This is a genomic window from Streptomyces sp. NPDC004788, assembly GCF_053601115.1.
Window position 1 is genome coordinate 66418 of record NZ_JBSGBF010000033.1, and the last position, 12036, is coordinate 78453.

General features: G+C 70.5%; 13 protein-coding genes, 1 tRNA gene, 1 pseudogene and 1 riboswitch. Of the genes and pseudogenes, 7 read left to right on the top strand and 8 right to left on the bottom strand.

Features of this window, described 5'->3' with window-relative positions:
• The first annotated feature begins 184 nt into the window (after window positions 1-184).
• Both ACWEJX_RS17085 and ACWEJX_RS17090 read left to right on the top strand, forming a co-directional pair.
• Window positions 185-558, top strand: a pseudogene (locus tag ACWEJX_RS17085) (NUDIX hydrolase).
• 79 nt (window positions 559-637) lie between these two features.
• Window positions 638-946 (top strand): hypothetical protein, encoded by a 309-nt coding sequence (locus tag ACWEJX_RS17090; protein ID WP_451608235.1) that lies wholly within the window; start codon window positions 638-640, stop codon window positions 944-946.
• Between the two features lie 84 nt (window positions 947-1030).
• Here ACWEJX_RS17090 and ACWEJX_RS17095 read toward each other — a convergent pair whose 3' ends face one another.
• Window positions 1031-2299, bottom strand: coding sequence for a DUF445 domain-containing protein (locus ACWEJX_RS17095; protein ID WP_451608236.1), 1269 nt, complete (start codon window positions 2297-2299; stop codon window positions 1031-1033).
• A gap of 128 nt (window positions 2300-2427) precedes the next feature.
• Between ACWEJX_RS17095 and ACWEJX_RS17100 the strand changes: the two genes are divergently transcribed.
• Window positions 2428-4770: a transglycosylase domain-containing protein gene (locus ACWEJX_RS17100; protein WP_451608237.1), complete on the top strand. Its 2343-nt coding sequence runs from the start codon at window positions 2428-2430 to the stop codon at window positions 4768-4770.
• Here the strand turns inward: ACWEJX_RS17100 and ACWEJX_RS17105 are convergent.
• The 3 genes from ACWEJX_RS17105 to ACWEJX_RS17115 form a co-directional block, all read right to left on the bottom strand.
• A complete protein-coding gene (locus ACWEJX_RS17105) occupies window positions 4748-5068 on the bottom strand; it encodes a DMT family transporter (RefSeq protein ID WP_451608238.1) in 321 nt (106 codons plus the stop codon). The genes ACWEJX_RS17100 and ACWEJX_RS17105 overlap by 23 nt on opposite strands.
• Window positions 5069-5109: 41 nt before the next feature.
• A riboswitch (guanidine-III (ykkC-III) riboswitch) is annotated at window positions 5110-5170 on the bottom strand.
• A gap of 69 nt (window positions 5171-5239) precedes the next feature.
• Complete coding sequence (locus tag ACWEJX_RS17110) at window positions 5240-5578, bottom strand: GroES family chaperonin (RefSeq protein WP_451608239.1); 339 nt, start codon at window positions 5576-5578, stop codon at window positions 5240-5242.
• Between the two features lie 36 nt (window positions 5579-5614).
• Window positions 5615-5932 (bottom strand): DUF3618 domain-containing protein, encoded by a 318-nt coding sequence (locus tag ACWEJX_RS17115; protein ID WP_451608240.1) that lies wholly within the window; start codon window positions 5930-5932, stop codon window positions 5615-5617.
• A 185-nt stretch (window positions 5933-6117) separates the two neighbouring features.
• Between ACWEJX_RS17115 and bcp the strand changes: the two genes are divergently transcribed.
• Together bcp and ACWEJX_RS17125 are read left to right on the top strand one after the other, a co-directional pair.
• A complete protein-coding gene (bcp, locus tag ACWEJX_RS17120; RefSeq protein ID WP_451608241.1) occupies window positions 6118-6585 on the top strand; it encodes a thioredoxin-dependent thiol peroxidase in 468 nt (155 codons plus the stop codon).
• A 51-nt stretch (window positions 6586-6636) separates the two neighbouring features.
• Window positions 6637-6720 (top strand) — tRNA-Leu (locus ACWEJX_RS17125).
• Window positions 6721-6766: 46 nt separating this feature from the next.
• On the opposite strand, the gene rdgB is transcribed toward ACWEJX_RS17125, so the two are convergent.
• From rdgB to ACWEJX_RS17145, 4 genes are all read right to left on the bottom strand, one after another.
• Complete coding sequence (rdgB, locus tag ACWEJX_RS17130; RefSeq protein WP_451608242.1) at window positions 6767-7369, bottom strand: RdgB/HAM1 family non-canonical purine NTP pyrophosphatase; 603 nt, start codon at window positions 7367-7369, stop codon at window positions 6767-6769.
• A 12-nt stretch (window positions 7370-7381) separates the two neighbouring features.
• On the bottom strand, window positions 7382-7762 hold the full coding sequence (locus tag ACWEJX_RS17135) for a hypothetical protein (RefSeq protein WP_451608243.1): 381 nt from the start codon (window positions 7760-7762) through the stop codon (window positions 7382-7384).
• 79 nt (window positions 7763-7841) lie between these two features.
• Window positions 7842-8573 (bottom strand): ribonuclease PH, encoded by a 732-nt coding sequence (gene rph, locus ACWEJX_RS17140; RefSeq protein WP_451608244.1) that lies wholly within the window; start codon window positions 8571-8573, stop codon window positions 7842-7844.
• A gap of 101 nt (window positions 8574-8674) precedes the next feature.
• Window positions 8675-8908: a glucose PTS transporter subunit EIIB gene (locus tag ACWEJX_RS17145; protein ID WP_451608245.1), complete on the bottom strand. Its 234-nt coding sequence runs from the start codon at window positions 8906-8908 to the stop codon at window positions 8675-8677.
• 195 nt (window positions 8909-9103) lie between these two features.
• Between ACWEJX_RS17145 and ACWEJX_RS17150 the strand changes: the two genes are divergently transcribed.
• Window positions 9104-10408, top strand: a complete 1305-nt coding sequence (locus tag ACWEJX_RS17150) for a PTS transporter subunit EIIC (RefSeq protein WP_451608246.1) — start codon at window positions 9104-9106, stop codon at window positions 10406-10408.
• A 271-nt stretch (window positions 10409-10679) separates the two neighbouring features.
• Window positions 10680-11945 (top strand): PTS transporter subunit EIIC, encoded by a 1266-nt coding sequence (locus tag ACWEJX_RS17155; RefSeq protein ID WP_451608247.1) that lies wholly within the window; start codon window positions 10680-10682, stop codon window positions 11943-11945.
• Window positions 11946-12036 lie beyond the last annotated feature (91 nt).

The window sequence follows — 12036 nt, forward strand, 5'->3', positions numbered from 1 at the left end:
GGCGACGACGGCGTCGGGCCGCCCATCCGGATCGTCGGGTTCACGACCGCAGGGACGCCGTCGTTCTCCCTGAGACCAGTGCTTCGGTGCACGTGATCGCTGAGCAGGGCGCCGGGCGTCACATCGCTGACGCGGGGGCTGGGGGCCGTACCTTGTCGAACCGAAGGACAAGATCGAGCATGTACTGACGGCGCGTCGTATCAGCGAAGGTCCGCTGTCATGGCCTTTCCAGCTGGCAAGGTCGAACCTGGCGAGACTCGTCAAGAGGCTGTTGCGCGGGAGGCCCAGGAGAAGACCGGATAGCTTGTCGCGGCTGTGAAGCTGCTCGGCGAGCGTGTTCACCCGAAGACGGGCTGCTGATGCCGTATACGGCCTGCGAGGTGTTGGGCGGGTACCGCCCACGTCGCGAACACCGAGGTACCGGCCGAGCCGGCTTGGGTCGCGCACAGCGAGATCCGGGAGTACGAGCCGTACGGACTGTTCGAGCCCCGCCACCGGTACGGGCACCGCACCGCGCCGCACAACAGCCGACCACGTCTTCCCGTAACGGCGCCCTGAACTGGCCTGTTCGAGCGAGCCAGGGCTGCCGCTCGTTAGGCTCGGTCCCAGACCGTTGTCGTATGAAAGGACCGTTGCCATGCCCGGCACCCGCAATCTCTCCCCCGCCATCGCCGCCGCCGGGCTCGTCGGTGGATACGCCGTCGCCCGCTGGACCAAGAAGCGGCCGCTGGGCGGGGTCGTGCTGGCCGTGGCCGGTGGGGTGGCGGCGCGGGAGTGGCAGCAGGCCGCGGGGGCGAAGGCGGCGGCCGGGCTGACCGGGGCCTACGTGGCCGCGTTCGCCGGGTCGCACCCGCTCGCCAAGAAGATCGGGGCGTGGCCCGCGGTGTTCTCCGTGGCCGGGGCCATGGCCGGCGCCGCCTACGCCGTGACGCGCACGGCGCGCTGACGGGCGCCGCCTACGCCGTCACCCGCACGGCGCGCTGACGGGCGCCGCGTCGGGCTTGAGCCTCGCGCCCCGACGCGTACCGCCTCACCCGCCCAGCACGTGGCTCACCGTGTAGATCAGCAACCCCGCCAGCGCTCCCACCACCGTGCCGTTGATCCTGATGAACTGAAGGTCCCGTCCGATGTTGGCCTCGATCTTCTTCGAGGTCTGGGTGGCGTCCCAGCCGGCGACCGTGTCGGTGATCAGGGAGGTGATCTCGGTGCGGTAGGTGGTGACGACGTAGGCCGCCGCGTCTTCCGCCCAGCCTTCGACCTTGGCCTGGAGGCGGGTGTCGGTGGAGAGGCGGGTGCCGAGGGAGACGAGGGAGGCGCGGGCGCGGCGGCGGAGTTGGCTCCGGGGGTCGTCCGCGGCGGCGAGGAGGAGGTCGCGGACGGAGGACCAGGCGGAGGCGATGATGTCCTGGACCTCCGGGCGGGCCAGGATGTCGGACTTCAGGCGCTCGACGCGCGCGCGGGTGTCCGTGTCGGACTGGAGGTCGGCGGCGAAGTCCCGCAGGAAGCGGTCGATGGCGCCGCGGGCCGGGTGGGACGGCATGTCGCGCATCTCGGTCACGAAGCGGAGGAGCTCGCGGTAGACGCGTTCGCCGACCTTGCGGTCGACGAAGCGCGGGGTCCAGCCCGGTGCGCCGCCCTGGACCGCGTCCATCACCGAGTCGGCATGGGTGATCAGCCAGTCGTGGGCGCGGACGCAGACGAGGTCGACCGCGCGGTGGTGGGCGCCCTCGGCGACCATGCGTTCCAGGGTCTTGCCCAGGCCCGGGGCGATCTCGGCCGCCTCCGCCCGCCGGGAGATCGCCTCGCCGACGACCGCCTGGACGTCGGAGTCGCGCAGCACCGTCAGGGCGCCCCGCAGCGCCACCGCGAGTTCCGACGTCACCCGGTCCGCGTGCTCCGGGTCCGCGAGCCAGGCGCCGAGGCGGCGGGCGATGGCGAAGCCGCGCAGCCGGCCGCGCACGACGTCGGCGGAGAGGAAGTTCTCGCCGACGAAGGCGCCGAGCGAGGCGCCCAGCTGGTCCTTCTTCGTCGGGATGATCGCGGTGTGCGGGATCGGCAGGCCCAGCGGGCGCCGGAACAGGGCCGTCACCGCGAACCAGTCGGCCAGCGCGCCGACCATGCCGGCCTCGGCCGCCGCCGCGACATAGCCCGCCCAGCCGCCGGCTCCGGACGACTTCGCCCAGGTCGCCAGGGCGTAGACCGCCGCCACCAGCGCCAGCAGGCCCGTCGCCATCGCCTTCATCCGGCGGACGCCCCTGCTCTTCTCCTCGTCCGCCGCCGTGTACGTGAAGCTGACCATCACCTCACCTCCCTACATGACTGACTCCTCCGCCGCACGCGGAGTTCCCCCCGATACCTCCGCCTTGGAGGGATTTCCCGTGTCGCCGCGACCGGTTTTCCCGTCCGATACATGCAAGATGGGGTGCTATGTCCCCTTCATCCGGTACAAGCTCATCCGGCAGGAGCTCCGGTACGAGCGAGGTCCTGCCGCCCGAGCCCGCGGCCTGGGAGCCCCGGGACCCCACCGTCCCCGCGCCCCGCCCGCCCGGACGGCGCCCCCGCCGCCTCCTGCGGATCCTCAAGCGCCTCCTCGGCCTCGCCGTCCTCGGCGCCGTACTCCTCCTCGGCGGCCTCGTCGCCGGCTACCTCCTCGTGGACATCCCGGCCGCCAACGCCACCGCGGTCGCCCAGTCCAACCTGTTCCTCTACCGCGACGGCTCCCAGATCGCCCGCGCCGGCGAGGTCGACCGCGAGAACGTGAGCCTCGCGCGCGTCCCGCTCCCCGTGCAGCGCGCCGTGCTCGCCGCCGAGGACCGGGACTTCCACACCTCGCCGGCCGTCGACCCGCGCGCCATGCTCCGCGCCACCTGGAACACCCTCACCGGCAAGGGCCGCCAGTCCGGCTCCACGATCACCCAGCAGTACGTCAAGAACTACTACCTGGGCCAGGAACAGACCCTCACCCGCAAGGCCAAGGAGTTCTTCATCGCGCTCAGGCTCGGCCGCGAGAAGTCCAAGGCCGAGATCCTGGAGGGGTATCTGAACACCAGTTACTTCGGCCGCAACGCGTACGGCATCCAGGCCGCCGCCCGCGCCTACTACGGCAAGGACGCCAAGGACCTCGACACCGCCGAGGGCGCGTACCTCGCCTCCCTCCTCAACGCGCCCAACGCCTACGACGTCGCCAGCCACCCCGAGAACCGCGACCGGGCCCTCGCCCGCTGGCGCTACGTCCTCGACGGCATGGTCAAGGAGGGCTGGCTCGGCCGCGCGGACCGCGCCGCCGCCGTCTTCCCGACCCCGCACCCGCTGCGCCCCTCCGCCGGGCTCTCCGGACAGCGCGGCTACCTCGTCCAGGCCGTCGAGCAGTACCTCACCGAGCACGGCATCATCGACGACAAGACCCTGGCCGCCGGCGGCTTCCGCATCACCACCACCCTGGAGCCGGACAAGCAGGAGGCCCTCGTCAAGGCCGTCGAGGACCGCGTGACGTCGAAGCTCGACCCGGAGCGCCACCCCGCCGACAAGTGGGTACGGGTCGGGGGTGCCTCGATCGACCCGGCGAGCGGGCGGGTCGTCGCCCTCTACGGCGGCGTCGACTACACCCGGCAGTACGTCAACAACGCCACCCGGCGCGACTACCAGGTCGGCTCCACCTTCAAGCCCTTCGTGCTCGCCGCCGCGTTCCAGCACGGCGCGCAGACCCAGGAGGGCGAGCGGATCACCCCCAACACCGTGTACGACGGCGACAACCGGCGCCCGGTGCAGGGCTGGACCGGCGCCGCCTACGACCCGGCCAACGAGGACGACATCAACTACGGCGAGATCACCGTCCGCACGGCCACCGACCAGTCGGTGAACGCCGTGTACGCCCAGATGGCCGTCGACGTCGGCCCGGCCCGGGTCCGGCAGACCGCCGTCGCCCTCGGTCTGCCGCCCCGCACGCCCGACCTCAACGCCTCCCCGTCCATCGCGCTCGGCCCGGCCACCGCCAGCGTCCTGGACCTCACACAGGCGTACGCGACGCTCGCGAACCACGGCCGGCACGACACGTACACGCTCGTCGACAAGGTCTCCCGGGACGGCGAGGAGCTCGAACTCCCCTCCGCTCAGGGAGCGCAGGGCGTCCAGGCCGTCGACCGCGAGGCCGCCGACACCACCACCGCCGTGCTGCGCGGCGTCGTCCAGGGCGGCAGCGGCACCACCGCCCTCTCCGCCGGGCGGCCCGCGGCGGGCAAGACCGGCACCGCGGAGGACGACAAGGCCGCCTGGTTCGCCGGCTACACGCCCGAGCTGGCCACCGTCGTGGCGATGATGGGCCAGGACCCGCAGACGGGCCGGCAGTTGCCGCTGTACGGGGCGCTCGGCCAGACCCGCGTCAACGGCGGCGGGGCGCCCGCCGAGATCTGGGCGCAGTTCACGCGCGACGCGCTGGCCGGGGTGCCGGCGAAGGACTTCGACCTGCGGCTGATGGCGGGCGCGGAGGAACCGCCGGCGCCGGACCTCCCGTACGGGCCCGACGGGCCGGGCGGAGGTTACGAGGGGCCGCAGCGCGGTCGCGGGGCGAACGGCGCGGGCGGTACGGCTCCCCGGGCGGGGGTACGGGACGGGGCACGCGAGTGGAACCCGTCGGCGCCCGCCCGGCAGGAGCCGCTCCGGGAGGCGGTGCGTCCGCCGGCACCGGACGCGCCCGCGCCCGTACCCGCACCGCCTTCCGCGCCGGCCCCCGCACCCGCTCCGGCTTCCGTCAGTGGCCGGACGTCGCCTTGAGTCCGACGACGGCCACGAGCAGCAGGCACACGAAGAAGATCCGGGCGGCGGTCGCCGGCTCGCCGAGCACGACCATGCCGAGCACCGCCGCACCGGCCGCGCCGATGCCGACCCAGACGCCGTAGGCGGTGCCGATGGGCAGGGTCTTGGTGGCCTGGGCCAGGAGCGCCATCGAGGCGACGATCCCGGCGACGGTGAGGACGCTGGGCCACGGACGGGTGAAGCCCTCGGTGTACTTCATGCCGATGGACCAGCCGACTTCGAGCACACCGGCGAGAACGAGCAGAACCCAGGCCATGACGACGAACCTCCGCGAGACGGATCAGAGCGATCAACAGGGGTGCGTCGTCTTGTCGTGAACCCGGTACGGCGCGTCTCGTCGGGGTCCCTCCAGGCTAGCAAAGAGCGGGCAAAGACACAGGTGAAGGGCCTGGTGACCACTGTCACCAGGCCCTCCACGTTCTGCTCGCTACAGGTACAGGCCGGTCGAGTCGGAGGCGCCCAGGAAGCGGTCCGCGGCGACCGCGTGCAGATCACGCTCGCGCATCAGGACGTACGCCGTGCCCCGCACCTCGACCTCGGCGCGGTCCTCGGGGTCGTACAGGACCCGGTCGCCGATCTCGACGGTGCGGACGTTCTGCCCGACCGCGACGACCTCGGCCCAGGCCAGCCGGCGGCCGACCGCGGCCGTCGCGGGGATCAGGATGCCGCCGCCGGAGCGCCGCTCGCCCTCGGGGGTGTCGGTCCGGACCAGGACGCGGTCGTGCAGCATCCGGATGGGCAGCTTGTCGTGGGTGTTCTCGCTCACGGTCCGAACCTACCTGCTCCGCCCTGCCCGCCCGTCTCAGCCCTTGCGCTTGCGGGAGGTCGCGATGAGCCCGATGACGGCGACGGCGACGAGCGCCACCGGCACCACGCGCTCCAGGCGCGGCGCGCCCTCCTCGTCGGTGAAGCGGGCCTTCACGTCCGAGACGACCCGGTTCACGGAGACGAAGGCGCGCCCCACGGTGTGGTCGATGTTCGCCGCGACCTTGGCCTTGGCGTCGCCGACGATCGTCTTCGGGTGCAGCCGAACGCCGATCTCGTCGAGCGTGACGGCGAGCTGCTCGCGCCGGCGGACGATGTCCGCCTCGATCTCCGCAGGGGTCCTGACGTCCGACACCGCGCTGCCTCCGTCGTAGTCGTGTGGTCGGGTGTTCCGGCTGTTCCGGTGACCCGGTCTTACGGTCTGCACTCCGGTCGTTTCCGGCCGCTGGTGAACAGTCTGTCAGCTCGGCCGCCCGCCGGTCGTCCCCGACCCCCGTTAGGCTCGGATCGCGTACGTGAACTTCCCGAGGAGAGCCAGCCATGAGCGAGCGACTGCAGCCCGGCGACACCGCCCCCGCCTTCACCCTGCCCGACGCGGACGGCAACGACGTCTCCCTCGCGGACCACAAGGGCCGCAAGGTCATCGTCTACTTCTACCCCGCCGCCCTCACCCCGGGCTGCACCAAGCAGGCGTGCGACTTCACCGACAACCTCGACCTGCTGGCCGGCGCGGGCTACGACGTCATCGGCGTCTCCCCCGACAAGCCGGAGAAGCTCGCGAAGTTCCGCGAGAAGGAGAACCTCCGGGTCACCCTGGTCGGCGACCCGGAGAAGAAGGTCCTGGAGGCGTACGGCGCCTTCGGCGAGAAGAAGCTCTACGGCAAGGTGGTGACGGGCGTGATCCGCTCGACCGTCGTCGTCGACGAGGAGGGCAAGGTCGAGCGCGCCCTCTACAACGTCAAGGCGACCGGCCACGTCGCCAAGATCATCAAGGACCTCGGGATCTGATCCCGGGTCTGTGAGCGGGGCCGCCCGGCCAGTAGCATGACCGGGCAGCGAGCGGCCGTGGTGGAATTGGCAGTCACGCTGGGTTTAGGTCCCAGTGGGTTAACACCCGTGGGGGTTCGAGTCCCCCCGGCCGCACTCGGAACAACGTACGGCAGCACAGGTACGGCAGCCTGACGAAGCCTTACGACAGCAGTTCCCGCACGACGGGCACCAGCGCCCTGAACGCCTTCCCCCGGTGGCTGATCGCGTTCTTCTGCTCCGGGGTCAGCTGCGCGCACGTCACCTCGTACCCCTCCGGCTGCAGGATCGGGTCGTAGCCGAAGCCGTTCGTGCCGACCGGCTCGTGGCGGAGGGTGCCGAGGAGGCGGCCCTCGACGACCCGCTCCGTGCCGTCCGGGAGGGCGAGCGCGGCCGCGCAGGCGAAGTGGGCGCCCCGGTGCGCGTCGTCGATGTCGGCGAGCTGGGCCAGGAGCAGGTCGAGGTTGGCCTTGTCGTCGCCGTGGGCGCCGGACCAGCGGGCGGAGAAGATCCCGGGGGCGCCGTTCAGGACGTCGACGCAGAGGCCGGAGTCGTCGGCGACGGCCGGGAGGCCGGTGGCCTGGGCGAGGGCGTGGGCCTTGAGGAGGGCGTTCTCGGCGAAGGTGACGCCGGTTTCCTTGACGTCGGGGACCTCGGGGTACGCGTCCGCGCCGACGAGTTCGAGGTCGAGGCCGGCGTCGGCGAGGATCGCGTGGAGTTCGGTGATCTTGCCCGCGTTGCGGGTGGCGAGGATCAGACGGGTCATGGCACCCAGTATCTACGGGGTGCAGACCTTGCCGATCTCGGTGGCCGCGGACGTGATCGGCGTGAGGTCGGGGGTCGTGTCGCCGTTCTTGACTGCGGTGCGGACCGAGTCGACGCCCTTGTCCAGGTCGTCGACGGCCTTGGCGAGGTCGGCGTTGTCCGTCGTGTTCTTGATCTTGCCCAGCTCGGTGTCGATGCTGTTCAGGGCCTCGTCGATCTGGGTCGGGTCGTTGGAGGCGTTGCTGACGGCCTGCTGGAGATTGCTGACGGAAGTCGCTATGGCGTCGGCGGTGTTGACGCAGTCCATCGCCTTGTCGAGCGCGCCGCAGCCGACGAGCGTGCCGAGTGCGGCTGCCGTGGAGACGGCGAGGGCAAGGGTGCGGCGGCGCTTCATGTGAACAGGTCCCCCCGGGGTGTGGACGGGGCGCACGGTTCGGCCCGTGCGCCCGTATCAGTGCAGACGCGCCGCGGTGCTACAGAGTTCCTTCGAGCGCCTGGCGCTGGATCTCGGCGAGTTCGGCGCAGCCGCCGGACGCCAGGTCGAGGAGGGCGTTGAGCTCCTTGCGGTCGAAGGGCTCGGCCTCGGCGGTGCCCTGGACCTCGACGAAGCGGCCGTCGCCGGTGCAGACGACGTTCATGTCGGTGTCGGCGCGGACGTCCTCCTCGTAGCAGAGGTCGAGGAGCGGGGTGCCGTCGACGATGCCGACGGAGACGGCGGCGACGGTGCCGGTGAGGGGCTTGCGGCCGGCGCGGACGAGCTTCTTGTTCTGGGCCCAGGCGACGGCGTCGGCGAGGGCCACGTACGCGCCGGTGATGGCGGCGGTGCGGGTGCCGCCGTCGGCCTGGAGGACGTCGCAGTCGAGGACGATGGTGTTCTCGCCGAGCGCCTTGTAGTCGATGACGGCGCGCAGCGAGCGGCCGATGAGGCGGGAGATCTCGTGGGTGCGGCCGCCGATCTTGCCGCGGACGGATTCGCGGTCGCCGCGGGTGTTGGTGGAGCGCGGGAGCATGGAGTACTCGCCGGTGACCCAGCCCTCCCCGCTGCCCTTGCGCCAGCGCGGCACGCCTTCGGTGACGGAGGCGGTGCAGAAGACCTTGGTGTCGCCGAAGGAGATGAGGACGGAGCCCTCGGCGTGCTTGCTCCAGCCGCGTTCGATGGTGACGGGGCGGAGCTGTTCGGGGGTACGGCCGTCGATGCGAGACATACGACGAGCGTAGCCGCATGAGCGAAGGGCCCGTCCCCCTGCCGGAACGGGCCCTTCGGCAGCTGGTGTCAGCTGCTCGGATCAAGACTGATCAGGGTCTGTCACATCATGTCTTCGATGTCGGCGGCGATCGGGTCCGCGTCGGTGCCGATGACGACCTGGATGGCGGTGCCCATCTTCACGACGCCGTGGGCGCCGGCGGCCTTGAGCGCGGCGTCGTCGACCTTGGACGGGTCGACGACCTCGGTGCGGAGGCGGGTGATGCAGCCCTCGACCTCTTCGATGTTCTCGATGCCGCCGAGGCCGGCGACGATCTTCTCAGCCTTGCTGGCCATGTGCTTCTCCCTGTCCGTTCTGCGCACCGGTGGTTCGCTTTGTCACGGTAACCCACGGTTGGCCCAACCTCGCGAGCGCATACCGCCGTTCTGCCGAATGATGACGATCACCGGCGGCCTGCCCTCTGGCACCTCCGGAGCCTACCGCAACTGGTCTACACCAGTATGCAACCGCAGCGCCGAGGGAGGACGCCGATGGGTAGCGACAGCGCGCCGGCCGCGCGGCAGAGGAAGGTGTCGTGGGGCGGCTTCTTCCAGGGGCTGCAGAAGATGGGCCGCAGCCTCCAGCTGCCCATCGCGGTGCTCCCGGCGGCCGGCATCATCGGCCGGCTCGGCCAGCCGGACGTCTTCGGCTCCGAGGGCCTGGGCTGGGACAACGTCGCCAAGGTGATGGCGGGAGCCGGCGGCGCGCTGCTCGACTCGGACCTCGGCCTGCCGCTGCTCTTCTGCATCGGCGTCGCCATCGGCATGGCGAAGAAGGCGGACGGCTCGACGGCCCTCGCGGCGGTGGCCGGCTTCCTCGTCTACCGGGGCGTGCTGCACGCCTTCCCGAAGGCCTGCCCGGCGGGTACGAGGGACATCGGCGGCGGCTGCCTCGGCCCGAACGACACCTTCGCCGGGTACACGTACCAGAACCCGGGCGTCTTCGGCGGCATCATCATGGGCCTGCTCGCCGCCTTCTTCTGGCAGCGCTACCACCGGGTGAAGCTGGTCGACTGGCTGGGCTTCTTCAACGGGCGCCGGCTCGTGCCGATCATCATGGCCTTCGTCGGCATCCTCTTCGCCGCGCTCTGCCTGTGGATCTGGCCGCCGATCGGCGACGGCCTGGAGAACTTCAGCGACTGGCTGGTCGGGCTCGGGGCCTGGGGCTCGGGGATCTTCGGCATCGCGAACCGCGCGCTGCTCGTGATCGGCCTGCACCAGTTCCTGAACGTGCCGATCTGGTTCCAGTTCGGCTCGTACACCAAGCCGGACGGCACGGTGGTGCACGGCGACATCACCATGTTCCTGGCGGGCGACCCGAACGCCGGGCAGTTCCTCTCCGGCTTCTTCCCGATCATGATGTTCGCGCTGCCGGCCGCCGCCCTCGCCATCACGCACTGCGCCAAGCCGCACCGGCGCAAGGAGGTCGGCGGCATGATGCTGTCGGTCGCCCTGACCTCGTTCGTCACCGGCATCACGGAGCCGATCGAGTACTCGTTCCTCTTCATCGCGCCGGCGCTCTACGCGATCCACGCACTCCTGACCGGTGTGTCGATGGCGGTGACCTGGGGTCTCGGCGTGCACGACGGCTTCAGCTTCTCGGCCGGCCTGATCGACTACGTGATCAACTGGGGACTCGCGACCAAGCCGTGGCTGATCATCCCGATCGGCCTGTGCTTCGCCGTCGTCTACTACGCGATCTTCCGGATCGCGATCATCAAGTTCAACCTCCCGACGCCGGGCCGCGAGCCGGAGGAGCTGGCGGAGGAGATCGAGCGGGACGTCACCAAGGCGTAGAGCAAGGCGGGACAAGGCGCAGGACAAGGCGTAAGCCCTGCTCGCGCGGGCCCTCGGACCTCATGGTCCGGGGGCCTTTTGTCGTCCCGTGACCGGCTATGGCTCAGTGCACAGAATTCACAGGTTCCTTATCTAAGTCACACGTGCTACAACAGGTCTACACCAGTTAATGGTGTAGACCACGCGGTCCAGACCACCGCGTTCCACGAGACGCCGCCGTCACCCCCTTTTCACTGTCCTCTGGCGGCGCCTTGCCTACTGGAGGAAGTTGATGAGTACGGCCACCGCCCAGGCCGCCGCTCCCGCGAAGAAGCGCGGATCCGGCCTGTTCCAGGGCCTGCAGAAGGTCGGTCGCAGCCTGCAGCTGCCGATCGCCGTGCTGCCGGCCGCGGGTATCTTGCTCCGTCTCGGCCAGCCCGACGTGTTCGGTGCCGACGGCCTCGGGTGGGGCAAGGTCGCCTCCGTCTTCGCCACCGCCGGTGGCGCGGTCTTCGACAACCTGCCGCTGCTCTTCTGCATCGGCGTCGCCATCGGCTTCGCCAAGAAGGCCGACGGCTCCACCGCCCTCGCCGCGCTGGTCGGCTTCCTGGTCTACAGCAACGTGCTGAAGGCGTTCCCGGTCACCGAGGCCGTCGTCAACACGACCGCCAACAAGGGCGTCGACGTCGCCGCGACGTACAACAACCCGGGTGTCCTCGGCGGCATCGTCATGGGTCTGATCGCGGCCGTGCTGTGGCAGCGGTTCCACCGCACCAAGCTCGTCGACTGGCTCGGCTTCTTCAACGGCCGCCGGCTCGTCCCGATCATCATGGCCTTCGTCGGCACCGCCGTCGGCGTCTTCTTCGGCCTGGTCTGGGAGCCGATCGGCGAGGGCATCTCCAGCTTCGGCGAGTGGATGACCGGCCTGGGCGCCGGTGGCGCGGGCCTGTTCGGTCTGATCAACCGCGCGCTGATCCCGGTCGGCATGCACCAGTTCGTGAACACCGTCTCGTGGTTCCAGATCGGCGACTTCACCAACGCCTCCGGCGAGGTCGTGCACGGCGACCTGAACCGCTTCTTCGCCGGTGACCCGAGCGCCGGACTCTTCATGTCGGGCTTCTTCCCGATCATGATGTTCGGCCTGCCGGCCGCCGCGCTCGCCATCGCGCACTCCGCCCGCCCGGAGCGCCGCAAGGCCGTCCTCGGCATGATGATCTCGCTCGCCCTGACCTCGTTCGTGACCGGCGTGACCGAGCCGATCGAGTTCTCGTTCATGTTCATCGCGCCGCTGCTGTACGCGATCCACGCGGTCCTCACCGCGCTCTCGATGGCCGTGACCTGGGCGCTCGGCGTCCACGCGGGCTTCACGTTCTCGGCCGGCCTCATCGACTACGGGCTGAACTGGAACCTCGCGACGAAGCCGTGGCTGATCATCCCGATCGGTCTGGTCTTCGGAGCGATCTACTACGTGGTGTTCCGCTTCGCGATCACCAAGTTCAACCTGCCGACGCCGGGCCGCGAGCCCGACGAGGAGGTCGAGGACCTCACCAAGGCGTGACCATCTTGTTCTCGATCGGCACGTCGTCCGGGACGTTGGCCATGGCCATGACCCGCTCGACCATCTGGGCCTTGAAGAGGCGCATCAGGTC

Coding starts and splice junctions, on each gene's coding strand:
- ACWEJX_RS17090 (WP_451608235.1), top strand. CDS start 638: ATGCCCGGCACCCGCAATCTCTCCCCCGCCATCGCCGCCGCCGGGCTC.
- ACWEJX_RS17095 (WP_451608236.1), bottom strand. CDS start 2,299: ATGGTCAGCTTCACGTACACGGCGGCGGACGAGGAGAAGAGCAGGGGC.
- ACWEJX_RS17100 (WP_451608237.1), top strand. CDS start 2,428: ATGTCCCCTTCATCCGGTACAAGCTCATCCGGCAGGAGCTCCGGTACG.
- ACWEJX_RS17105 (WP_451608238.1), bottom strand. CDS start 5,068: ATGGCCTGGGTTCTGCTCGTTCTCGCCGGTGTGCTCGAAGTCGGCTGG.
- bcp (WP_451608241.1), top strand. CDS start 6,118: ATGAGCGAGCGACTGCAGCCCGGCGACACCGCCCCCGCCTTCACCCTG.
- rdgB (WP_451608242.1), bottom strand. CDS start 7,369: ATGACCCGTCTGATCCTCGCCACCCGCAACGCGGGCAAGATCACCGAA.
- ACWEJX_RS17135 (WP_451608243.1), bottom strand. CDS start 7,762: ATGAAGCGCCGCCGCACCCTTGCCCTCGCCGTCTCCACGGCAGCCGCA.
- rph (WP_451608244.1), bottom strand. CDS start 8,573: ATGTCTCGCATCGACGGCCGTACCCCCGAACAGCTCCGCCCCGTCACC.
- ACWEJX_RS17145 (WP_451608245.1), bottom strand. CDS start 8,908: ATGGCCAGCAAGGCTGAGAAGATCGTCGCCGGCCTCGGCGGCATCGAG.
- ACWEJX_RS17150 (WP_451608246.1), top strand. CDS start 9,104: ATGGGTAGCGACAGCGCGCCGGCCGCGCGGCAGAGGAAGGTGTCGTGG.
- ACWEJX_RS17155 (WP_451608247.1), top strand. CDS start 10,680: ATGAGTACGGCCACCGCCCAGGCCGCCGCTCCCGCGAAGAAGCGCGGA.